23 protein-coding genes are annotated in these 24,317 nt (G+C 33.1%); 17 read left to right on the top strand and 6 right to left on the bottom strand.

The features are described 5' to 3' along the window. The first annotated feature begins 3 nt into the window (after positions 1 to 3). The 5 genes from RBG61_RS02490 (at position 4) to RBG61_RS02470 (ending at position 5,686) form a co-directional block, all read left to right on the top strand. On the top strand, positions 4 to 915 hold the full coding sequence (locus RBG61_RS02490; protein WP_307945419.1) for an AraC family transcriptional regulator: 912 nt from the start codon (positions 4 to 6) through the stop codon (positions 913 to 915). Between the two features lie 414 nt (positions 916 to 1,329). Further along, complete coding sequence (locus RBG61_RS02485; RefSeq protein ID WP_307945416.1) at positions 1,330 to 2,076, top strand: hypothetical protein; 747 nt, start codon at positions 1,330 to 1,332, stop codon at positions 2,074 to 2,076. Positions 2,077 to 2,189: 113 nt separating this feature from the next. After that, positions 2,190 to 3,572 carry a PIG-L deacetylase family protein gene (locus RBG61_RS02480; RefSeq protein WP_307945414.1) on the top strand — a complete coding sequence of 461 codons (1,383 nt, stop codon included), beginning with the start codon at positions 2,190 to 2,192 and terminating at the stop codon, positions 3,570 to 3,572. Positions 3,573 to 3,584: 12 nt separating this feature from the next. Beyond that, on the top strand, positions 3,585 to 4,601 hold the full coding sequence (locus RBG61_RS02475; RefSeq protein ID WP_307945411.1) for a phosphodiester glycosidase family protein: 1,017 nt from the start codon (positions 3,585 to 3,587) through the stop codon (positions 4,599 to 4,601). Between the two features lie 95 nt (positions 4,602 to 4,696). Then, positions 4,697 to 5,686, top strand: a complete 990-nt coding sequence (locus tag RBG61_RS02470; protein ID WP_307945409.1) for a hypothetical protein — start codon at positions 4,697 to 4,699, stop codon at positions 5,684 to 5,686. 43 nt (positions 5,687 to 5,729) lie between these two features. On the opposite strand, the gene hydF is transcribed toward RBG61_RS02470, so the two are convergent. From hydF to RBG61_RS02450, 4 genes are all read right to left on the bottom strand, one after another. Beyond that, on the bottom strand, positions 5,730 to 6,920 hold the full coding sequence (gene hydF, locus RBG61_RS02465; RefSeq protein ID WP_307945406.1) for a [FeFe] hydrogenase H-cluster maturation GTPase HydF: 1,191 nt from the start codon (positions 6,918 to 6,920) through the stop codon (positions 5,730 to 5,732). Positions 6,921 to 6,935: 15 nt separating this feature from the next. Next, the gene (gene hydG, locus RBG61_RS02460; protein WP_307945404.1) at positions 6,936 to 8,348 is read right to left on the bottom strand and encodes a [FeFe] hydrogenase H-cluster radical SAM maturase HydG; all 1,413 of its coding nucleotides are present in this window, start codon (positions 8,346 to 8,348) and stop codon (positions 6,936 to 6,938) included. Positions 8,349 to 8,559: 211 nt separating this feature from the next. Continuing rightward, positions 8,560 to 8,988 carry a hypothetical protein gene (locus tag RBG61_RS02455; RefSeq protein WP_307945401.1) on the bottom strand — a complete coding sequence of 143 codons (429 nt, stop codon included), beginning with the start codon at positions 8,986 to 8,988 and terminating at the stop codon, positions 8,560 to 8,562. A gap of 118 nt (positions 8,989 to 9,106) precedes the next feature. After that, positions 9,107 to 9,268 (bottom strand): hypothetical protein, encoded by a 162-nt coding sequence (locus tag RBG61_RS02450; protein WP_307945398.1) that lies wholly within the window; start codon positions 9,266 to 9,268, stop codon positions 9,107 to 9,109. Between the two features lie 125 nt (positions 9,269 to 9,393). Here RBG61_RS02450 and RBG61_RS02445 point away from each other — a divergent pair, with 125 nt between their 5' ends. Then, on the top strand, positions 9,394 to 10,083 hold the full coding sequence (locus RBG61_RS02445) for an MgtC/SapB family protein (protein WP_307945396.1): 690 nt from the start codon (positions 9,394 to 9,396) through the stop codon (positions 10,081 to 10,083). A 53-nt stretch (positions 10,084 to 10,136) separates the two neighbouring features. Here the strand turns inward: RBG61_RS02445 and RBG61_RS02440 are convergent, their stop codons facing one another. After that, positions 10,137 to 11,435, bottom strand: a complete 1,299-nt coding sequence (locus RBG61_RS02440; RefSeq protein ID WP_307945393.1) for an alpha-L-fucosidase — start codon at positions 11,433 to 11,435, stop codon at positions 10,137 to 10,139. Positions 11,436 to 11,595: 160 nt separating this feature from the next. Between RBG61_RS02440 and RBG61_RS02435 the strand changes: the two genes are divergently transcribed. From RBG61_RS02435 to RBG61_RS02395, 9 genes are all read left to right on the top strand, one after another. Beyond that, a complete protein-coding gene (locus tag RBG61_RS02435) occupies positions 11,596 to 11,913 on the top strand; it encodes an MGMT family protein (RefSeq protein ID WP_307945390.1) in 318 nt (105 codons plus the stop codon). Between the two features lie 41 nt (positions 11,914 to 11,954). Further along, positions 11,955 to 12,419, top strand: a complete 465-nt coding sequence (locus RBG61_RS02430) for a hypothetical protein (protein ID WP_307945387.1) — start codon at positions 11,955 to 11,957, stop codon at positions 12,417 to 12,419. Between the two features lie 20 nt (positions 12,420 to 12,439). Then, entirely contained in the window at positions 12,440 to 13,156 is a 717-nt protein-coding gene (locus RBG61_RS02425; RefSeq protein ID WP_307945384.1) for a hypothetical protein, read from the top strand. 312 nt (positions 13,157 to 13,468) lie between these two features. Next, the gene (locus RBG61_RS02420; RefSeq protein WP_307945382.1) at positions 13,469 to 15,025 is read left to right on the top strand and encodes a uracil permease; all 1,557 of its coding nucleotides are present in this window, start codon (positions 13,469 to 13,471) and stop codon (positions 15,023 to 15,025) included. Between the two features lie 157 nt (positions 15,026 to 15,182). Continuing rightward, on the top strand, positions 15,183 to 16,154 hold the full coding sequence (gene mch / locus RBG61_RS02415; protein WP_307945381.1) for a methenyltetrahydromethanopterin cyclohydrolase: 972 nt from the start codon (positions 15,183 to 15,185) through the stop codon (positions 16,152 to 16,154). A gap of 63 nt (positions 16,155 to 16,217) precedes the next feature. Beyond that, positions 16,218 to 17,738: a permease gene (locus RBG61_RS02410; protein WP_307945379.1), complete on the top strand. Its 1,521-nt coding sequence runs from the start codon at positions 16,218 to 16,220 to the stop codon at positions 17,736 to 17,738. Positions 17,739 to 17,776: 38 nt separating this feature from the next. Beyond that, entirely contained in the window at positions 17,777 to 18,343 is a 567-nt protein-coding gene (locus RBG61_RS02405) for a flavodoxin family protein (protein ID WP_307945376.1), read from the top strand. 115 nt (positions 18,344 to 18,458) lie between these two features. Continuing rightward, a complete protein-coding gene (locus RBG61_RS02400) occupies positions 18,459 to 19,190 on the top strand; it encodes an SDR family NAD(P)-dependent oxidoreductase (RefSeq protein WP_307945373.1) in 732 nt (243 codons plus the stop codon). 19 nt (positions 19,191 to 19,209) lie between these two features. Next, positions 19,210 to 20,160, top strand: coding sequence for a dihydrofolate reductase family protein (locus tag RBG61_RS02395; RefSeq protein ID WP_307945370.1), 951 nt, complete (start codon positions 19,210 to 19,212; stop codon positions 20,158 to 20,160). A 78-nt stretch (positions 20,161 to 20,238) separates the two neighbouring features. Here the strand turns inward: RBG61_RS02395 and RBG61_RS02390 are convergent, their stop codons facing one another. Beyond that, the gene (locus RBG61_RS02390; RefSeq protein WP_307945368.1) at positions 20,239 to 21,399 is read right to left on the bottom strand and encodes an ROK family transcriptional regulator; all 1,161 of its coding nucleotides are present in this window, start codon (positions 21,397 to 21,399) and stop codon (positions 20,239 to 20,241) included. A gap of 337 nt (positions 21,400 to 21,736) precedes the next feature. On the opposite strand from RBG61_RS02390, the gene RBG61_RS02385 reads away from it, so the two are divergent. Together RBG61_RS02385 and RBG61_RS02380 are read left to right on the top strand one after the other, a co-directional pair. After that, entirely contained in the window at positions 21,737 to 22,747 is a 1,011-nt protein-coding gene (locus RBG61_RS02385; protein ID WP_307945365.1) for an ABC transporter permease, read from the top strand. A 13-nt stretch (positions 22,748 to 22,760) separates the two neighbouring features. Then, positions 22,761 to 24,284, top strand: a complete 1,524-nt coding sequence (locus RBG61_RS02380) for a sugar ABC transporter ATP-binding protein (protein WP_307945362.1) — start codon at positions 22,761 to 22,763, stop codon at positions 24,282 to 24,284. Positions 24,285 to 24,317: the final 33 nt, after the last annotated feature.

The raw sequence follows: 24,317 nt of genomic DNA, 5'->3' as shown, positions 1-24,317 counted from the left end.
TTTATGAATCTCGATTTTCATACATATGGTAAAAAAATATTTGAAGGGTATGCTTTGCCCATGAAATTCTGGAATAAAGATGTTTTTAGCGATGGATTAAAACAGAGAGATTATTATAAGCTGATTTTAATTTATTCGGGTACTGCTTTTGTTTTAATTAATGATATTAGACAAATTATAGTAGCTCCTTCTATTCTTTGTATGAATGAAAGCGATAAGTATTATTTAGAATTAGGTACTTCTGTAGAAGCAATTGCTATTGCTTTTCATCCTCAAATAATTAATCAGAACTTTGACTTTGACGTTTTAAAGAAAGAGACATATCAAACTGTAAATAACAATATACAGGATGCATATTGGCTTAACTCTTTTCGCTGGCGAGAAGAAAAGTGCACAGGACAATTGTATTTAAGACCAGATAATGCAAAAATAATACAATTTGTAATGGAAAAAATAAATGAATCATTAGAAATGCAAATGCACGATTGGCCATGCAGAAGCAGAACATATTTGATTGAATTGCTATTTATGTTATCACGTATACCGATTATTGATGAGGTTTTTAAACATATTGAATTTTACAAAGACCCAGCTGAAATAAAAGAAATTATTTTGTTTATTTATACAAATTATATGAACAAAATAAAAATGCAGGATTTAACAGATAAGTTTCATATAAACCGAACAAGCCTTACTGAAAGATTTAAAGCTGTAACGGGATATCCGATAATGGAGTACATTATTAGAGTACGAATCTATGTTGCTTCACAGATGTTAAGAGAAACATTGCTCCCAATTTCAGAAATATTAAATAGAGTTGGCTTTTCAGACGCAACACACTTTAGTAGAATGTTTAAAAAACATATGGGTTGTGCACCATCTGAATATAGATCAGCAAACTGTGTCATGTTGTAAAATGAGTACAAAATTTAGCTGTTTTGGATAATGTCAAGTAAACGGAAATAACATTAGCAGAGATTATTACATTGAAACTTTATAAAAACGCAAAAGGATCAGAATCAAAACTTTTTACATATATTTTATAAAAAGTATATGAGTACTTAATATTAAATATTTAAAATAAACTATGAGTTGTATGTGAATAGTTATGCTTGAAAGAGGAGCTATTTCGTTGATTTTATATTACAAATAAGGTATAATGCAAAGTGTATACTTAGCCGATACGTTAATAAATATACGTGTTTACAACTGTTTAAGTTAGGATAAGTCATTTAAATAGAAATCCCAACAATGAAACCGGAAGCAAAAGCATCTAGCTGATAAGGGCTATCCTATTTGTTTTCGAGTAGGGTAGAAAGGATGATGAAAATGGCATCCCAATATGAAAAAGATAAGCTTGCAAAAAAAGAGGCTGCTATGGTAATGAAGCAAAAAGCAGCACAAACTCCTCAAGTTATTGAAAAAGACGAGGTTATGAAACCGAAAACTTTCAAAGAAAAGTGGCAAAACTATTGGTATCATTATAAAATTCAAACGTTGCTTGGAGCTTTGGCAGTTATTATGATTGTTAGTTTGCTATGGACTCAGTTTACAAGGCCAACTTTTGATGCATCTTACACAATTGTAACAGAAAGCACATATGATGGCGCACAATCATATATGGAAGAAATATTATCATCATTTGTTTTAGATAATGATAAAAACGGAAAAAAACAAATAAATGTTGAAGCAATAATGATTGGAGCTGGTAACAACGGCAATACTTCTACAGAAGTTTTGCAAATGAATCGCACTAAGTTAATCGGAAAGATTTCTAAAAATGATTCATTTTTGTACATGGTTGATAGTGCATGTTATAAAGATATGAAAGACTTTGGTGTTGTTTTCCAAGATCTAAGTAAATTATCAGACAATAAGCGTGTTGACGGTGATAAGTATTCACTAAAAGACAGCAAGTTTGCTATAAAAATGGGTATGAGCAAAATGTTTGATGATATGTATTTATGTTTAATTGATTTTAACCAATTTGGTGAAAAAGAAAAAGGCAAAAATTCAATAAAAAATGCATATCAAAACGATAAAAAACTTTTAGAAGCTATCATGCAATATGATTAACCGAAAAGCTCTCGAATTGAATTCGAGAGCTTTTGTTAGTATTTTTTACCAAACTGTAACTTGTATGTTACAGTTTTTTTGATTATAATAGAATAAAGGATGTTGATAAGATTATGGGAATAAAAATGGAACGATTAAAAAGATTAGGTCTTACAATAATGATATTGTCGTTATTTTGTATGATAAATTTTTTTACATCTGTTTTCGCAGAAGAAGAAAAAGCTCAACTATTAAATGAATCTGTTCAAGTCAGTTTAGATGAAAAAGCGGCACCAACAAGTATAATAGACAATAAATTAGCAACTAAATATATCTTTGAAACAGAACAAACAATCAAAGTGAATTCGAATACTCCAATTAAAAGCATATATATATTATTTCAGCATACTAATAATTGGATATTATTATATGATAAACAGATTACCTCTTGTGGATTATATGGCTTTTTACATGAGTACGTTGAACTTACATATGAACAAAATACCGTCGAAATGAAATTTCCAAAGGATACCGTTATTTGTGATATTCAGATTTATTCCAAAGGTGAAGTTCGAAGTACGGTTGAAAAGTGGCAGCCCCCATATGAGGATGCCGATATGTTGCTGTTACCTACTCATGCGGATGATGAACATATTTTCTTTGGTGGAATTATGCCTTACTACGCTGGACAGTTGAATAAAAAGGTGCAAGTCGCCTACCTTACAAATCATAAAGGTGAATGGTATCGTGAACATGAATTATTAGAAGGCTTATGGCACGTTGGAATAAAGGCATATCCCGTCATATCTGAGTTTAAAGATCTTTACTCTGAAAGCTTAGACCATGCTAAAAAACTATATAATAATGATGAGATGCTTGCTTATCAAGTTGGGCTATTGCGTCGCTTTCGACCTGAAGTAGTAATAGGGCATGATTTGAATGGGGAGTATGGTCATGGTGTACATATGTTAAACGCTCATTTACTAATTCAAGCAATAACATTGAGTAATGATTCTACCTATATGCCTGAATCTATAAAAAAATATGAAACTTTTGATGTTCCAAAAACCTATTTGCATTTGTACGATAAAAACCAAATTACAATGAAAATTGATGAGCCATTAACTAGCTTTCATAACAAAACAGCATACGAAATGGCGAAAGAAGGCTTTGCTAAGCATAAATCTCAAACTAAATATTTTAAAGTCGAAGATAAAGGAAAATATGATTGTCGAAAATTTGGACTCTATCGTTCTACGGTAGGGCTGGATAAGTCGGGTAATGATTTTTTCGAAAATATCAAAATAGAGGAAAAGCCGGTAGTAAATTTTAATAAAGAAAAAACGGAATCCTCAAACCCTGTGACATCTAGCACAACACAAGTTAAAAAGGAAGCAAAAGCTCAAGAATCGTTACTTCGTACTATTCGAGGGCCAATTTGTGTTATTTTAGGTATCGTAATTATTCTATTCACATTAAAACTATCCGCTCGAAAGAGAAATCGACTAAATCGTTAGGGGAGATAGCATTTGAAATATGCAGCAGTAGGCGTAGAGCGTAAAAAACGCCACATAATAAGAAATATTCTTATTATTGTTGGAATTGTTTTAGTTTTTACTATTATTTTTTTGTTTAGCGCAATGGCAGTTATTATGAAAGGACCGTCGAAAGCTGCCAGAGATTTATTTGTTGTTACGTGTATGGAAACAAGTTTTGCAAAAATTTTTCCACCTATGTATTTATCCAATCAACAAATTGACCAAATTAAACAAGCCAATAGCGTAATTGAATCCAATGAAGTAACGGATGTTGCTACTACTATCGTTCAAACAGATCAACCAAAACCTAATCAGAAAGAGATTGAAGTAGTAGATGTTGTTGGGCCAACATATAAAGGAAAAATGATGATTGTAAAAGATCCTTCAAGAGTAGTTGTTATTTCTCCTGATGAATATGGAGAAGATAAAGAAGGCGAAAAGCTCGATAAGTTGATGAAAAAAGTCAATGCTGTGGCTGGAATAAATGGTGGCGGCTTTGTCGATGAAAATGGCGTTGGAAATGGTGGCATACCGTTAGGAACGGTTATTCGAAACGGTGTGTTTTTGTATGGCGATCATCGTACCAGTGCTGTTAATATAATTGGGTTTGATAATAAAAACATATTACATGTAGGAAATATGACATCAGCGGAAATGAAAGAACGAAAAATTCGTGATGCTGTAAGCTTCGGTCCTGCTCTTATTGTAAATTCAAATCCAATAAAAACAAGTGGTAGCAGCGGGGGATTAAATCCTAGAACAGCTATAGGACAGCGAAAAGATGGATCAGTATTATTACTTGTAATTGATGGTCGACAACCTCATAGTCTTGGAGCGAATTTCAAAGACTTAGTTGAAGTTATGCAAAAGTTTGAAGCGGTAAATGCGGGCAATTTGGATGGAGGTTCCTCCTCCATGTTGTATTATAACAATGAGTTAATTACAACTTGTGCATCATTATACGGTCCACGAAAAATACCAAGTGGATTTGGGGTTTTACCAAAATAAATTCGTTTTACATGGGGGTTTTTGCAATAAAGAACTTATTAAAAAATAAACTCTTTTTAGCTATCATGATAACGGTTATTGTCTGTATCATGATTATGAGTGGGTTATTAGTAGGACTGTGGTCTTATTTAGTAGAATATGAAAATAATACCCCGCAACACTATATTAGCAGTTTTCTTAAATCTATTGAACAAGGTGATATTGAATTAGCTATGAAGCAAGTGGGGATAACTTCCTCTAAGTTTTTAACTTCTCAAGATTACCGACAATATATGTATGATATGCTTGGAACAGATTTTTCAAATTTGAAAGTAATTCAAGAATCTGAAAATGGTGAAAAGCTTAATTACACTGTTAGTGGGATTGAAACAAAAAAGATTGGCTTAGAGTTATCTAAAAAGGCTCAAAAAAAAGAGTTTGGAATTGATGCTTATACCATAAAGCAAATATTGCCTTTAAAATCAATGAAGATAACGGCACCTGCGAATGCACAAATTCAAGTAAATGGGACTTTATTATCGGAACAAGAAAAGACGAAAATAAAAGAGCCAGTAGCATGCTTTCAAACGCTAGAGAGCGCAACTCTCATTCCTCAGCTTGTTACATATGAAGTTAGTGGATTTTTATATGAACCTAAGATTACAGTACAAGGATTAACTCCACAAGAGTATATTTTAAATAAAAAAAATAATAACGTTTTTATAACTTTATATGCTAAATCAGATGTAAAAAAGCAAGTTGAAGAGTTTGCGTTAAAAGCGTCTAAAGCATATGCACATTATATTTCAAAAGATGCTCCTTTTTCTGAATTTTCTCAATATTTAGTCAAGGACTCGAGTTATTATAAATCAATACGCTATTTTGATAATTCATGGTATATTAGCCATGATAGTACAGCTTTTGCAAATGAAAAAGCAAATGAAACACTAATATATTCTGATACTTGCTTTTCAACAACGGTATCTTTTGATTATATTGTTTCAAAGGAAGAAAAGAAAATAAAAAGAACTTTTCCAACAAAATATAAGGTATCTATTATGAAACAGGATAAAGGATATAAAATAGTTAATTTACAATCAATATAATGAAAAGAGCTCGCTTTTGGCGAGCTCTTTTGCAGTTTGTATATTACATTGTTATTTTATCTAAAATACCGTTTAACTTAGCAAGTAAAACACCATAATTCGTAATTGGTACACCAGAGCTTTTTGCTCGCTCAATTCGGGACAGCAAATACTTTTTGTTAAACATACAGCCACCACAATGCACAATTAAATCGTAAGCTGTAACATCATCAGGAAAGTCAACTCCACTTACAATATCAATCTGTAAGCTTTGTCCATATTTTTTGCGCAGCAGCATTGGTATTTTCACTCTTCCAATATCTTCTGATAGTGGAGCATGTGTGCAAGCTTCAGCAATCAAAACCTTTGAGTTAGCGTTTAGCTTATCTATGGCATTTGCACCATCAATGAAGGTAGGTAAATCGCCCTTGTGTGCCGCAAACAGCACAGAAAATGAAGTAAGCTTGCTTTCTTTAGGCGTCATTTTATAAACTGCTTGGAATGCTTGGGAATCGGTAATAATCAGTTTAGGTGGTTCTTTTAAGGAATGGATAGCGTTTGGCATTTGCTCAGGTGTTACACTAATGATGATACATTGATTATCCAATAAATCACGAGTGGTTTGCACTTGAGGAAGAATGAGACGTCCTTTAGGAGCTTCACTATCTTGCGGCATAACTAGCATAACAACATCGCCTTGATTGACTAGGTGCTTCGTAATACTGTCATTGTTAAAGCTTTCAGGTACATTTCTTACTAATTCAATAAGTACTTCATCTATTCCGTTTCTATTAACACTACTTACTATAATTGGGTTAAGTTCAAACTGTTCTTTTATTGTCTGGGAAATAATTTCAATATTTTTTAAGCAGTCTGCCTTGTTAATAACAGCAATAACGGGAATATTATGTTCTTTTAAAAGTAAGTACCATTCATACTCTATTGCTGTTTCAACATTCGTAAATACTAAAATTGCAATTTCTGTTTTTAAAACAGCTTGCTTGGTTTTATCAATACGAAGCTTTCCAAGGTCACCCTCATCATCAAATCCAGCGGTATCAATAAAGGTACAAGCACCAATTCCGCGGACTTCCATCGCTTTGTAAACAGGATCCGTCGTTGTTCCTGCAATATTAGACACTAAAGCAACGTCTTGATTAGTAAGAGCATTAATTAAGGAAGATTTGCCACTATTCCTTTTTCCGAAAATTCCAATATGCAATCTGTTTGCGCTTGGCGTATTATTTAAACTCAAAGTATCAATCCTTTCTTAGAATCGAAAATCTCTTTTACCATCATCTAAACTATGCAAGTTTTCGATAACAATTTCTTTTACTTTTGGGTTAGGTATATTGTGAATTTCTTCTTCAATTCGTTTATGTGCTAGTTCGGCAGTATGCTCACTTGCATAGTCCTCAGCATATTCTTTTAGAGTCATTAGTGCATTTGCTTGACACACGTTTGCAATTTGACCTGTTTTAACAAGACGCATAAAGCGGTCACCCGTTCTGCCTTCACGATAACAAGCAGTGCAGAAGCTTGGAATATAGCCTTGTTCCAGTAACCAGCCTACAATATCGTCTAGTGATCGGTTATCACTTACTTCAAATTGCTCGGTATGCTCCTCTTTACTATCAGCATATCCGCCAACGCTTGTTTTAGAACCGCCACTTACTTGTGAAACGCCATAACGAATAACATCAGCTCTTGTTTTTTCAGATTCACGAGTAGAAACAATAATACCGGTATATGGAACAGCTATTCTTAAAATAGCAACTATCTTTTTGAAAATTTCATCGGGAATGGCATTAGAATAATCTTTAACGTCTACATCGTCTGCCGGACGAATTCGAGGAACACTAATCGTATGAGGGCCAACTCCATTTGTATCTTCAAGATGTTGCGCATGCATCAATAAGCCAACAAAATCATACTTGTAAAGGTTTAATCCAAATAAAACGCCAATTCCAACATCATCAATACCGCCTTCCATAGCTCTATCCATAGCTTCGGTATGATATGCATAGTTATGTTTTGGCCCTGTTGGATGTAGGTATTCATAAGTTTCTTTGTGATAAGTTTCTTGGAACAAAATATATGTGCCAATTCCGGCTTCTTTTAGTTTTCTGTAATTTTCAACTGTAGTAGCAGCAATGTTTACATTCACTCTTCGAATGGCACCGTTTTTATGCTTAATGGAATAAATGGTTTTAATACTTTTTAAAACATATTCTAAAGGACAGTTTTCTGGGTCTTCTCCCGTTTCTAATGCTAGACGTTTATGACCCATATCTTGAAGTGCAATCACTTCTTTTACAATCTCTTCTTGCGTTAGCTGTTTTCTTGGAATCGTTTTATTTTTTGCATGGTATGGGCAATATCGACAACCATTTACGCAATAATTTGATAAATATAAAGGTGCAAATAAAACGATACGATTTCCATAAAACTTTTTCTTAATTGTTTCAGCTAAATGGAAAATCTTTTGCATAATTTCTTCAGAATCACATTCTAATAAAACAATTGCTTCTTTATAAGTTAATCCTTTTAAGGTAGCTGCTTTTTCAAGAATGGTTTCAATTAATGGTAAGTTGTTTTTGTTTTGCTTTGCATACTCTAATGTTGCTAAAATTTCTTGGTGATCAATAAATTCTGTTGCTATTTTTGATTTGCTATTATACATGTTTACTACATATCCTTCCATATGGTTAATACTTATCTGTATTAGTATGTGTACAGACAAGTAACAAAATAATAAGTTGATAAAACATCTCAAAAATGTATAAGCTTGTTATTTGTATACCATTTTTATCTACTTTATTATATCACTTTCGATAAGAAACAACAAGAACTATAACAAAAAAATCGCCTTATTTAAGGCGATTTATAATAAGTTAAATATTTAAAGTATAGATATCTGCTTTTCCATCTTTGTCTGTTAACGTAATATTATCTAAAAATGGGCTAAGTGCATCAAGACTTGTTTTATCTTTAGCATTTGCTTTAATCGTAATTGTTCCGCTAATGAGTGCAAAATATTGATTATCTTTTAAAACAGTTTCTATTTTTGATATGCTTTTGTGGTAAATAAGATTCTTATACTGTTCATTCTCAGAAAATGTAGCAGATGCAATATCTTCAACATTCTTTTTACCATTATAAATATGAACCATATACTCTACTTTCGTTTTTTCAAAATAAATTCCAGCAGTATTTGTACTGATAACGGGTTTTACATAATAATTTGTTTGTATATTAGAATTACAATTCATGCAGCCAAATATAATGAAAATGGTGAGTGCAATTATATAAATCTTCTTCAAACTGAAACCTCCAAATTGATAGCAATAATTATCATATTAGAAAAAATCACTATAAAAAACAAAATTCCATTATTTGCACTTTGATTATACTGCAAATAATGGAATTTATCAACTGCATTTATAAGTCATCAGCATCTTGTGTTGGTGCTTCGTTTATGTCTACGGGAACGCCTGTATAACTTCCGTTTGGATCAGATTTATCGGGTTTATGATTACTCATTGATACCACTAATGGATCATTTTCAGATTTTGTTTTATTTCGTTTTCGCTTTTTTAGCATAAATATCCCTCTTCCTTGATTTTTCTTTGGCTTTGTAGTATTATTATCAACATATATATTGGAAAAATGCATACAGTTCTTGCATATTTATATAATAAGATAAGACAATGAAAAGGGGAATAGACATGAAGTTATTAGAATATCTGTCACAACTGAATACATGGTCAATTATTGTTAGATTGTTATTAGCAGTCATTTGTGGAGGTATTATTGGTATTGAACGTGGAAGAAGGCGTCAAGCAGCAGGTTTTAGAACACATATTTTAGTTTGTATGGGTTCTGCTCTTGTAATGCTGACAAATATATTTATTGTAATGGAATATAGCCCTGGTCAAGATCCAACAAGAATCGCAGCACAAGTAGTAAGTGGAATTGGTTTCCTTGGCGTTGGTACAATTATCATAACCGGTAATAAGCAAATTAAAGGTTTAACAACAGCCGCAGGACTTTGGGCATCTGCATGTATGGGATTGGCAATTGGTGCAGGATATTATCTTCCTGCAATTGCAGCTTGCGGTTTGATTTTTTTAGTTATGACTGTATTAAATAATGTCGATAAATGGGCTTATCAACATTCAAAAGTAATGGAGCTATACATAGAATTTCAAGATATTCAATATGTTTCTGGCTTTTTATCCGAAATTAGAATACGGGAAATGAGATCATCTAATTTAGAATTAACCAAAAGTAAAGTACCCGGTGAAACGACAATTTCCGCTTTAATGACATTGTATTTACCACGCCGCATGGAGCATTCTCATGTATTGAGCTTATTAAGTGAAATTGAAGGAATAAACTTTATTGAAGAGATGTAGGTATAAAAAATAACTCCTCTGATTATGTAGTTAATCAGAGGAGTTATTTTATGCTATTTTAATGTAACTTCAACTACAGTATCGATACTGTCAGGTAGATATGGTGTAGAACTGATATCAACAAAGACTATTTCAGGATAGTTATTTACAATCCAGCTTTCAACTGGTTTTAGTTCACTTCCGTCACACAATAAACGTATTTTCGCTACTTCTTCACGTTTTATTCCGTAAAGAGGAACACTACCAATCGAATTTTCAAGGATGTGATAATATATTTTATTGCCATTTCGAGTGATTCGACCATTTTCAGGTTTCGCAATAGTAGCAATACCGCAATTGTAAATACTATCATGGTTGAGTTTCATCCAATTGCCTACTTCACTTAAGATTGCAATTGATTGGTTTGGAATTCTACCATTTGCATCAGGACCAACGTTAATGAGCATATTGCCACCCTTGCTTACACATTCCACTAGCTTTTTAATTACTGTGCTTGCAGGTTTATAGTTGGTATCTTTTGCATTATATCCCCAGTTATTATTCATTGTAATGCATGCTTCCCATGTTAATGGTTCACCGGCATCGGTTAATAAGCCATTTGGTGGGATTATTTGTTCTGGGCTAACAAAATCGCCGCTGTAAACCGTTGGATTATTGGTTGCAAGTGAGCCAAATCCTTCGCCGCTAACTTCTAAACGGTTATCAATAATAACATTTGGCTGATAGCTGCGAATCATGTTAACAAGCTCTGTTGCACGCCATTTTTCAGCACGCATATCGCCGTAAGAGAAATCAAACCACATAATATCGATTTGACCGTAATTAGTACAAAGCTCTTTTACTTGTCCGTGCATGTAATCTAGGTAGTTATCAAAGTTATGTACCTTGTCTTTCAATGCAACATTATTACGCATAGGATGATGCATATCACCGTAATGCGGATAATCTTCATGGTGCCAATCTAAAAGGGAATAATATAATCCAACCTTGATTCCTTCTTCACGGAAAGCTGCTAAATATTCTGCAACTAAATCTCTGCCACATTTTGTGTTAGTTGATTTATAGTCCGTTAATTTTGAATCGAATAGGCAAAAGCCATCGTGGTGTTTTGCAGTCAATACAGCGTATTTCATACCTGCATTTTTGCAAATTTTAGCCCATTCTTTTGGATTATAGTCTTGAGGATTGAATTCATCGAAAAATTGCTGGTAATCTTCAACGCTTATTTCTTCTTGGTTGCGAACCCATTCACCACGTGCAGGAATTGCATATATGCCCCAATGAATGAACATACCGAATCTTGCGTTTTTATACCATTCAATTCTTTTTGAGTATTGCTCTTTGTCAAACATCCAAATCACTCCTAAAGTAATATTTATAAGCTCATTATATCATATAAGAATACAAATACAATTTAATATTTGTTGTTTTTTCTTTGCATTTGTTGTAAAACACTATACATATATTGTAAATTATGTTATGATAAAATATAATATATTGGGGTGAGTAATTATGAAAAATACAAATACGTTTCAAAGAATATATGAAGTCGTTCGTAAAATACCAAAAGGAAAAGTTTGCACTTATGGTCAAATTGCGCTTCTTGTTGGAAATTCAAGATTATCAAGAGTAGTCGGCTATGCACTTCATAGCAATCCTGATCCAAAAACAATACCATGTCATAGAGTAGTAAACCGTTTTGGCGAGGTTTCCTCCGCTTTTGCTTTTGGCGGAGCAAATCGTCAAGTAGAATTGCTTCAAATCGAAGGAGTTTCTTTTATAGACGAAACTAAAGTAGATTTAAAAAAGTTTATGTGGTATGGCGAATAGATTTTTGAGAAAACTAAATCATGTAAAGGATGGGTGATACTATGAAAAGGGCAATTGCAATCTTGTGTATAATTGGATTTTTATTATCAATGGCAGCTTGTAATTCGCGTACGAAGTCTGAAAGTAACGAAATTGCACAAGATACGCAATTCGATTTTCAAATAATAGACGCTATCAGAAAAGACGCTGATTTTATTGGTAAAATCGAAATTGTTGAACCGTTTGAAAAGAAAAATAGTTTTGCTGTGAAGTATAATGAGAATGCAGCACTTATTCATTACGAACGAAAAGCGAAGATCATTTATTGCGAAAAAGGTAATTATAATATTGATGATATTATAGCTTTTTTAGAACCAAACTACACAACTAATAATAATTTTTCATATTTGCAAGGCGGAGTTCCAATGGCAAAAGGCAAGCGTTATTACGTTTATTTAACAAAATTGAAAGATGCCGATAAACTGATTTTAAGCTATAGTGAAGCCTCTAAAGTTAATATACAATAATTATAAAAGGAATTGTTAATATGAAAAAAATCATTCTGTTTATAATCTTATTGTATTTTATATTTAATTCATATGGTTGCCAAATAGTAGTAAAAGATGTGATAGTATCGAGTAACTATGCTCAATTCAATTATGATGAAATGAAACAAGAAGCAATTTTTATCGGTAAAGTCGAAGTGTTAGATAACTTATCAAAGAAAAATAGCAACGTTGTTTATGATGGAAACACTGTTATAGATTTTTATTCGGAAAGAAAAGTGAAGGTTCTTGAAGTTTATAAAACTGATATCAATATCAATAAGGGTGAATTAAAATTTTTAGAGCATACTGCTATTACACACAAAAATGAATATATCCATTCCGAAAATTCCGAAGCAATGAAAAAAGGAGAAAAGCTGATTGTTTTTCTTTGTAAATCAAATGTAAAGGACATTCCAATTTTAATGTGTGGCGAAAGGTCAAAAATTGCCTTGAAAGATATTAACAAGAATACGAATTTAGAAATTGCATATAAAACTGCAATAGAATTTGAATCAGATGAAAATAGTAATCATGACTTGAAAAAACAACTTTTACAGTCTCAAAACGGGAATACGATTCGAGATTATGAACCTAGTAAGCTAAAAAAGTACGAAATCGAAACCAATTTAGGCAAATTATTTGTTCAAGAGTATGTTGATACAAATGAAACATATTTTGAAATCAACGGTGTTCCTTTTACTTTAGTTAATAAATAAGTAAAAACCCTGACTTTAACGTTTAGTGAAGTCAGGGCTTTTCTTTGTCGTTTAAATATTGTTGAGTTTTTACTAATCATACTAAGATTTTTCAAATCGGATTTAAATCTCTCAAATATATAAAAAAAATATAAAAAAAGATTGATAAATTATTGACAAACCGTTAATTATATAGTAGATTATATACAGAAGTTAGTTTAAGACTTAAATTAACTAGTTTAAAAATGATAAAAACAAAAACAAGAGGGGGAAGGGGAGTATCGTGATTCCATTTAGATTTAACTTCAAATGAAATTATGATACAAACAACATATGAAATTTAAGTATAAATGGTGGGGAAAAGGTGATATTGACGCTGCATTCGGTCTGTTTTTTGATGGCTTTTCAAAAATATTAACCGCTACAGGAATCATGATTTATGTTTTTGGAATGCCTGCTTCACTTGTAATTGGTAGGATAGTTCCTGCTATTGGTTTTATCAATTTCGCAGGTAACCTATGGTACTTTTTTGAAGCTAAGAAATTAGCACAAAAAGAGCAACGACATGATGTAACCTCGCAACCTTTTGGCATTGGTGCCTCGCAGCTTACTGGTTGGCTTTACTTGATAATGGGTCCTGTGTATTGGCAAACAGGCGATGCAATGATAGCATATAAAGTAGGCTTAGCTGCAACGTTTATAGGAAGTTTTGTTGAGATAATGGGTGGCTTTTGTGGCCGTTGGATAGTAAAGGTAGTTCCACAAAGTGCTCTGCTTGGCAATATGGCTAGTGCGGGAATCGTTTGGCTCTCATTTGTTGGAATGGCGTTTGTATTTGATAAACCTATTTATGCAGTTCTTCCGTTATTTATCATTATTATTGATTATCTTGGAAAAGCAGATAAACGCTTTAAAAAAATACCTTCTGGAGTTATCGCAATTGTTATTGGTACGGCAATTTCATGGGCAACCGGATATTTGACAATTGATAACCTATTTACATCGTTTAATCAAGTAGGTTTATATATTCCTCGGCCTTGTTTTGAAGAAATATTTTCAGGATTTAAGTATATCGTTCCGTATTTACCAATTATCATCCCACTTCAAATAAATAACTTTCTTTCTACTCTACAAGGTATTGAAAGTGCAAAAGAGGCTGGAGATGAATATCCTGAATGCTTGTCTATGGTAATGGATGGAGTTAGCACGATGGTAGGCTCACTTTTCGGAAATCCATTTCCTACAACAGTATATTTTGGACATCCGGGATGGAAAGAAATTGGCGCTCGTGCAGGATATTCTGTTATAGTTGCGATTTTATATTTGTTGATTGGTTTAACAGGCTTAACGGGCGTGGTAATGGCAGTAATTCCTTCTGAAGTAGTCATTGTATTGCTCATATTTGTTGGATTTTCAGTTGCGCAGAGTACGGTTAAGAGCATGGATAAAAAATATTTTACAGTTATACTTATTTCGATGGTGCCAATTGTATTTCAATATATACAAGTACTTATTGATTCGGCTATACAAGCTGCAGGAACTACAACAGCAAAGATTGCATTTGAAAAATTTGCTGAGTTTTCAGTTCCAATGAAAGGTATTCAAATCTTAAGTTATGGTGCATTTTTATCTAGTCTTTTAATTGCTGGTTTATTGGCTTGTGTCATTGATAAAAAATATATAAACGCTGGCTTTTTTGCAGTTGTATTATCTGCAAGCTCTATGATAGGATTGATTCATTGTGAATCTCTCGCATTTTTTCCGAAAACAGGAGTTATTTTAGGCCTTGTTTATCTTTGTGTTGGAGCAATACTGTTTTATAAGCATTATTTTGTTAAGAAGAATGGAATTAACACAACCGAAGAAGATATGATTCCAAACCTTAATTAGTTGCAAACCCTTTATGGTTTATCATAAAGGGTTTACATAAAAACACATAGTTTGCGACTTAAACTATGTTATTGTAAATCAATTTTGATAGATAATAATAAAAAGATTATATTTTTATTATTACTTTCAAAATCATTAAAATTGATGGAGGGAAACTATGATTAGTGTAAATGAAAAAGCAGTTAAGCTTGCTGAAAAAATGATGCATGATCCTGAAGCTTATAAAGTAAAGGTTTATAGTATCTGCGGTGCAAATATTATTGATGCAGGCGTTGAAGCGAGTGGTGGCTGGGAGGCTGCAAAGCTTGTAACTGAAATACTATTTGGCGGATTAAATGAAATTACCCTTGAAACATTCCCAGAACGAATTGGTGATGTTTATTACAATGCAGTACATGTTCATTCTGATCACGTTGTTCTACAACAAGCAGGCTGCAATATTTCCGGATGGGAATTAAGACCGGGAAAATATGCACCTGTATTAGCAGGACCTGGAAGAACGGTTGCACGTAAAGCCGGTGACTGGTTAGAAAAATACAGTGATTATTCAGACAAATACCATAAGGCTGTTCTTACAGTAGAAAAAGGAACCAGAATGTCTGAAGATGAAGTACAAGATTTAATAGATGCAACAGGCGTAGAACCACAAGATTTATATATTATCTTAGCTGCAAGCGGAAGCACAGTATGTTCTGTTGAGGTTGCTGCTAGAATACTTGAGCAAACTTTACATCGTATGACAGAAGAGAAATTTAATCTTGATAACATCATTGAGGCACATGGCTTTTGCGTAGTTCCTCCTGTAGTAAAAGATGATTTAATTGCGATGGGAAGATTAAATGATGTTTTAATGTACGGCGGTCAATCTACATTTACAGTTGATTGTGAAGATAGTGAGATTGAAGCGGTTATCGGAAAAATAACATCTGATAAATGTTCTGAATACGGAAATATGTTCCAAAAGATATATCAAGAGCACGGCTGCGATTTCTATAAGGTGCCAATGGAAATGTATTCTCCTGCGAAGGTTTTAATTATAAACCAACGAACTGGAAAAAGTTTTAAAGCTGGTGAATTTAATTTAGCAGTACTTGAAAAATCATTTAATTATACTGTTAACGATAAATAGAAAAGAAAGTAAAAGGTTTGAAAGATAGGATTTCAAACCAAAGTAAGAAAGGATAGGTTAAAAATGGATAATGTAAAAATACCATTTTTCAAAAAATCCGATATGGATGCTTCCATTGGTGTATTTTTTGATGGTTTCTCTAAGGTAATCGTGGCGATTGCCGTTTTAGTAGGCACATTCAAATTAGATAGCGGCACTGTATTTGGCACAATGATGCCAGGTTTGTTAATCGGTATTATTTTGTTAAATGGTTGCTTGTGGTTCTACTATCGCAGTATTGCGAAGAAAAGAAACGATCCTGAGTTAACTGCTATTCCAGCAGGTATGCAAACAGGTCGTATGTTTATCTGGCTATTTAGCATTATGCTTCCAGTTTGTATGGCAACAAAAAATCCGTTAATGGCATTTAAAGTTGGTGTATTTGCAAACTTAATCGGTGGTTTAGTGTTTGTTATTGGTGCTTTTGTTGTGCCTAAATTATTGAAAATTGTTCCATCCGGAGCTTTGTTTGGTTCTTTGGCAGGTGGTGCAATGGCATTTATGATTTTACAATCAATGGACGGCGTTTTAAAAATGCCTTTAGTTGGTTGGGTTTCATTAGTTGTTTTATTTGTAATTTATTTAGGAAAAGTAAATACAAAATTACCAGCAGCATTAATTGCACTTGTAATTGGTGCAGGTATTGGCTGGGCAACCGGTTTAATGGATTTTGGTGCAGTAACAAGTTCATTTGCAAACGTGGGACTATATATACCTAAACTAACATTCGGTATTTTCTCACCTGAAGTTATATCTACAACGATTAACTACTTACCAATTATCATTGTTTTCTCAATCAGTGAAGTTATTACTGGTATTCAAGGTGTTGAACAAGCAGTTGAATGTGGCGATGATTATTTTACAACAACGCAACCTCTTGTAATTGCTGGTGTTGCAACTATAATTAGTGCACTTTTCGGAAGCCCACTTGCATTAGGTCTATACTGGGGTTATCCAGGATGGAAAAAGATGAAAGCGGGAACAGGCTACCATTTAGGTATTGTTGTATTGTATGCAATAGTTTGTTTAACAGGTTTAACTGCAATTATCAATGCATTCATTCCTGAAGCATCTGTTTTACCTATTCTTGTATTCGTTGGTATTTCCAGCTATGCACAAGCTTTCGATGTTGTGAAAAAGAAACATTATCCTGCAGTAATTCTAGCTTCACTACCGGTTGTAATGGACTTTATTGTTGGTAAAGTACCGGAAGGAACATTAACAGGATTTAAGATTTTCCAACCGGGTTCAGCATTTATCGGTTTGATTGTTGGTTGTATCTTTGTGTTTATTATTGATAACAACTGGAAAAAAGTTGCTATTGCGAATATCGCTGGATTATTCTTAACATTGATTGGTATGATTCACTCACCTGGAATTTTATTCACAAGTGGTTATAAATTCCAAACTAGCTTTGTAATTGTATACTCAGTATGCGCAGTTGCGTTCTTTGTTCTTCATTTTATGAAGTTTAATCAAAAAGCACATCAAGCTGATTTAGAAGAGGAAAAGAAATTAGAATTAGCAGAGGCATCAAAAGAATAAGAAGCATGCTTTTGTGTTGTCTGATAGGGAGATTTTAAATGAAGACTTTAGTTTTTTTTGGCTCTGCAAGGGAAAAGGGTCATACAAGAGCAATGGTTGATTTGCTGCTTGAAAATTTAGAGGGCGAAAAAGAAATTATTGACGCTTATAGAACAGAAGTTCAACCATGTAAGGATTGTCGCTTTTGTTGGCATAAAAAAGGTTGCAGCATTAAAGATGGAATGCAAGATATTTATCAAAAAATAGAAGAAGCAGATAATATTATCCTTGCATCACCAATGTATTTTCATTCTATAACAGGAGAGCTGAAAAGCTTAATTGACCGATTGCAACTGTATTGGGCTGGACATATTAGAAACGATATGCCAACACATTTTATTAAAAAAGGTGCAATCTTGATGGTAGGCGGAGCACCAAGCTTTGAAAATCAATTCTTAGGTGGAGAGCTTGTATTTAAAAACTTGCTAAATGATTTAAGCGCTGAATTAGTTGGCGAAGTTTGTTTGCCAAATAGTGATGTTGATTCATTAGAAACACGACAAGACATTGCAAAGGACGTAGTTGAACTGGCAAATAAATTAAATCAAGCAAATAGTTCTAAGTAATATTAGTATTATAAAAAAATTGAAACCGAATGATAAATAGTTCAATTTATCAATTAAGATAAATTGAAATTCGGTTTCGTAAAAATACCAGCGGGTATGGAAGGAAGGCTTTAAAATGAAATTCGAAAATAAAGTAGTAATTATAACAGGCGCATCATCAGGTATCGGCGAGGGTGTAGCAAAACATTTCTTAGCAGAAGGTGCAAAAGTAGTAGGTTGCGGTATTGAACCATCTATGAAAATCGAAGATAAAAATGCAATTTACGTTCAAGCAGATCTTACAAAATTTGAACAAGCAGAAAATGTTGTGGCAGAGGCAGTAAAAGCATTCGGTAAAGTGAATAAGCTAGTTTGCTGTGCAGGTGTAACTTTTGTTGGCTCACTAGAATCAACAACTTCAGAATCATTTAATCGAGAATTACAAATTAACCTAGGCGGCGTATTCAATATGGCAAAAGCGGCTATTGTTGAGCTTAAGAAACAAGAAAATTCTACAATAGTAACAGTTGGTTCTGACCTTGGCGTTCATCCAATTCCAGAAAGAATCGGCTACTGTCCATCTAAAGCAGGCGTAATTATGTTAACAAAATGTATTGCTCTTGAATATGCACCTCACATTCGTGTAAACTGTATTCTTCCTGGTCTTGTTCGCACACCAATGATTGAGCAACGCTTTCAAGAAGCAGAAGATCCAGCAGCTTTGGAAGAAGCTTACGCTAGCATATATCCACTACACAAAATGGGCAAAATTGAAGATATGGCAAACGCAATTTCTTTCCTATCAAGTGATGAAAGCGGATTTATCACAGGTGAGATTATGCACGTTTGTGGCGGAAGCTTAATATAAAAAAAGGAGATACAATTGAATGGCTACTTCATTATTTAAAATGCCGTTTGACGTAGAAAAAATTAAATTAAATAAAATCTACGAAAGCGAAGATTTAAAAAATGCAAAGATTACTACGTTAACTTGTGATCATATAAAAGATATTTATGGTGAGCTTAAATTTGTTGAATTACACGAGGATAGACCATACACTTATACTTCCCTTGTAACATCAATCGATGGTAAAATTGCATTTACTGATGCACCACAAGGTCCATTGATTGCAAAATTAAATCAGTACGATGAAGATGGTGCAACTGCTGACTGGTGGATTTTAAATATGCTTCGTGCTTCTTGCGATGGCGATATTATCGGTGCTGGAACGATGCAAGCAGAGAGCGATTATACTTGTCATGTTTTTGATCAAGATTTAGAAGATGCAAGAATTGATGCAGGCTTAACGCCTGTTCCATGGAATATTATCTCTTCACTTGATGCAACAGATATTCCTTTTGATCATGTTCTTTTCCATTCACCTGAAATACCTGTAATGATTAGTACATCAGCAGCAGGTATAAAGGTAATAGAAGAAAATATTAAAAATGAATATGTTGTAATTGGTCCTGTTAATAATGTGAAAGATGTAACGGAAGATATGATTAACCTTATGAAAGAAAATCAAAATAAGGTTATTGTCATAGCAACAGGCGACAATGCGCCAAACTCACAAGTTGCATTATACATTATGAAGAAATTTGGATTGAATAAGGTTCTTGTTGAAACTCCAACATATATGCATTATTTAGTTTCTCAAGGTTTAATGGACGAGCTTTTCTTTAACTATTCTTGTCTTTATATTGGTGGTCAAGCGCTATCAATTGGTAAGTTTGGAAAAGAATTTGGTTCTAAAGATCATCCACATACAAAAATGTTATCTATCCATTCTCATAGCGACCATTTCTTCTATTTCAGACATAAGTTAATTTACTAAGCTAAATAAACCTAAAAGCGGTGTCAGTTTCATTACTGGCACCGCTTTTACTGCTTATTTGAGCGTAGTGAATAAGTGTTAATCATATTTAGGATGATTTGCTAATTCAGTATAAAAATTATAAATACAATGCTTTGATGCACCTAAAATTGCTGCATCTTCGCCTAACTGAGAAATAAAAATATCCTGTGTCTGTGTAATAGGAAGAACCGTATTTTTGAGAACCTCAGAAATAATATAAGGAAGAGCAGATACGATTTCAGAGTTAATAATGATAACTTCACAATCCAAAACAAAAATAATGTTATCTATTCCAATGGCAAGATTTTTAATAAATTGATTTAAAACTATCATTGCTGAAGGATCTTGAATTTTAACCATAGCAATGAATTCTTGAATACGGCTAATGGGTTTATCTATTAATTGATTCATTTGGTTAATAACTGCATCGTTTGAGCAATATTGTTCCCAACAACCGTATTTGCCACAAGAACATTGTGCTGTTTCTGTGAAATTGATTGTATGATGTCCAATTGCATTGGCAAAACCATGATGTCCTTGTAAAAGCTTGCCGTTAATAACCAAACCTGTAGAAATGACATCTGTAATGCTAATAACAGCAAAATTATCATACTGATTATTGTTTTCTTGTTCAGCAAGAGCCATTAAGTTACCGTCATTGTTAACAAATACAGGAACATGATATCGATCAATTAAAAGACTTCTAATATCAATGTTTTTCCATTTGAGTATAGGTACATTTCGTATCACACCTTCTAAGTCAACAACACCTCTTACGGATATTCCTATGCCAATAATACCATAGGGCGATGGATCCATTGCTGAAATTACCTTGTCAAGATAGGTATAAAGTTGCTTGTAGTTAGTAACAAATTGGTTGGTTACAAGAGGAATATTATAAGTTTCTTTAATTTCATTACATAAATTCGTAATAATAACTTTTATTTTTGTAACACCGATATCAATTGCAATGCAATAACCCGCATTAGGGTTTTGCATTAGCATAATAGGCTTGCGTCCGCCTGACGAGCTTCCAAGCTCTGTTTCTGTTATAATATTAAGGTCAATCCACTCTTTTACTATGGTAGATATAGTTGCTTTATTAAGGTTAGCTGCTTTTGAAATCTCTACACGAGATATCTCTTTGTTTTTTATAATAGCATCAATTATTTTAATGCGATTTGCAGTTCTAATATCCTTTGTTTGATTGATATTCATAAATTACCTCTTAAAAAGTTAATGATTTTTCTATTTTATTATACCATAAGTGATGTGTTTGGCAAATATCTTTTGTATTTTGTCATTATGTAGAGGTTAAACAATTCACCAATAAATTACTAATTGTAAGATTGAAAAAACAAGTTTCTATCAATAAATTGTAAAGTCACAGTGCAAAAATTTAATAAAATAACAAAATATTGCACACTGCTCATAAATATATTTCATAATTTAGCAATATAGTTCAAACCTTAGCAACATTATATACAATATATTTGTACAACTATGCAAATTATTATATATAATAAACACATAGAAGAAACGGAGGTTATAGAATATGGCGAAAAATTCACTAAGCGAAAAAAAAGAAAATCCATTAGCAATTGTATCAAGGATATTTTTACAAAAACAAGAGAGCAGTATCATCTTAGCTCTTATCTTTTATATTATTTTTGTAACTTGTATCAATCCAACGTTCGCATCAAAGGAAAACATATTTAATGTGTTACACTCATCAGGGTTTGCACTGATCTCAATTGCAGGTACTACTCTTACATTGTTAACAGGCGGACTTGACCTTTCAGTTGGTTCTGTTTTGGCACTAGGTGGAGTTGTTACTGGTCTTTCATGTAAAATGGGATTACCGGTTCCTATAGCAATAATTTTAGGTGTTCTTTCTGGCGTATTGGTGGGAGCAGTAAACGGCTTCATTATTGTTAAAGCAAATATTCCTCCACTAATCGTAACATTGGGTATGCAATATGCAGCACGTGGATTGGTTTCAGTTTTAACGCAAGGTGTTCCAATTTATCCACTACCAAAAGAACTTATGAATATTGAAAAAACTTCACTTTTCGGAATTCCGATGATAGTTATAGCTTCTATTGCAGTAGCGATTCTATTCCATGTTATCTTAACACATACAGGATTTGGACGTTCCGTTTACGCATTAGGTGGAAATGAAGAAGCTGCAAGAATTTCGGGAATTAACACAAAGAAAACAAAATTCTTAGTATACGTAATTTCTTCAACATTAGCTGCTCTTGCTGGTGTGTTCATGGCAGCAAGACTAGGTTCAGCTGAAGCTGCAGCAGGTACAGGTTATGAAATGACAGTTATCTGTGGTGCTATCATTGGTGGAACATCTGCTCTTGGTGGAATGGGTACAATTTTTGGCGCAGTTCTTGGCGGATTGTTTATGGAAATACTTACAAACTCATTAACATTGATGAGAATTTCAGTATATTGGCAACAATTAGTTGTAGGTGCAATTTTAATATTAGCAGTTATGCTTGACCAATATAAACGTAAACTAATACTTAAAAACTCAATTAAATCTACTAAATAGGGGGAGAGCAAAATTGGCTGAAAGAAACGTTGTATTATCGGTTGAAAACGTAACAAAACGTTTTCTTGGAACAGTTGCCCTTAAAGATGTTTCAATGAAACTATATGAAAATGAAATATTGGGTGTAATGGGTGAAAATGGTGCTGGTAAATCAACTTTAATGAAAATACTCAGCGGTATGTATCCCTATAATGAGGTAGAAGGCAAGATTTATTTACATGGTGAAGAATGTAAATTCAACTCACCAATACAATCAGAGGCAAAAGGTATCGCAATGATTTATCAAGAATTGAATTTGGAGCTTGATTTAACAGTTGCAGAAAACATTTTGCTTGGCTGTATGCCACAAACCAAAATCGGGACAATAGATTGGAAAAAAACGAGACAGTTGGCTACTGATACGCTCAAACGTTTACATGCAGATATCGATGTAACAGTTACAGCGAGAAGTTTGAATCCATCTATGCAACAGCTTGTAAGTATTGCAAGAAGCTTGGTTCGTAATCCTAAAATTCTAATTTTGGATGAACCAACCTCCGTTCTAACCGAAGGTGAAACGCAAAAGCTTATGATGGTATTGCGTGAACTAAAAGAACAAGGAATTTCTTGTCTTTACATTTCGCATAAACTTGACGAAGTATTTGACTTGTGTGATAGAATGGTAATATTACGTGATGGATTTTATATTAGCGAGTATCTAAAAGAAAATGGATATGATTCAAAATCAGTTATAGAAGATATGATTGGTAGAAAGCTAGATGTAATGTATCCTACCATTGAAAAAACTGTAGGCGATGAAGTCTTAAGAGTAGAAAATTTTACAGTGCCTCATCTATTTGCATATGGTAAAAATATTATTGAGAATGCATCTTTTTCTTTGAAGAAAGGCGAAATATTAGGACTTACAGGGCTAGTAGGTTCCGGTAGAAGTGAGCTTATCAATGCTATTTTCGGTACAATTCCTAAGACACAAGGAGATATTTATTTAAATGGCAAAAAGATAACTATAAATTCTCCTAAAGATGCAAAAAAATACGGTATCGGTCTTTTAACAGAAGACAGAAAGAAAAATGGTATTGTAAAAACAATGTCTATCAGAGAAAATATGACACTTACGGTACTCAATAAAATTAGCAAAGGATTACTCTTAGATCATAACAAGGAAAGAAGCTTGGTAAAAAAATATTTTGATGTTTTACGTGTAAAAGCTCCTAGTGATAAAACAATGATTACAAGTTTATCAGGTGGAAATCAACAAAAAGTTATCTTAGCTAAATGGCTGATGACAGATTTAAAAGTGTTAATGCTTGATGAGCCAACACGTGGTATCGACGTAGGAACAAAATCCGAGATATATAAAATAATTCTCGATCTAGCTAAAAATGGTATTAGTATTGTTATGATTTCATCTGAGCTTCCTGAATTATTAGCAATGTGTGACAGATTTATCGTTTTAGGCAAGGGAACAGTCGTTAAGGAAATGAATAAAGATGAAGCTGATGAAGTATCCATTCTTCAAGCATCATCAAATGTTTAATTTGATAAGTATAGTTTTGCTATTCTTATAAAT

This window comes from Paludicola sp. MB14-C6 (assembly GCF_030908625.1).
Taxonomy (GTDB): Bacteria; Bacillota; Clostridia; order Oscillospirales; family Ruminococcaceae; genus Paludihabitans.
Note: the sequence above shows the minus strand (reverse complement) of the source record. Positions and strands in the feature narration are given on the sequence as shown.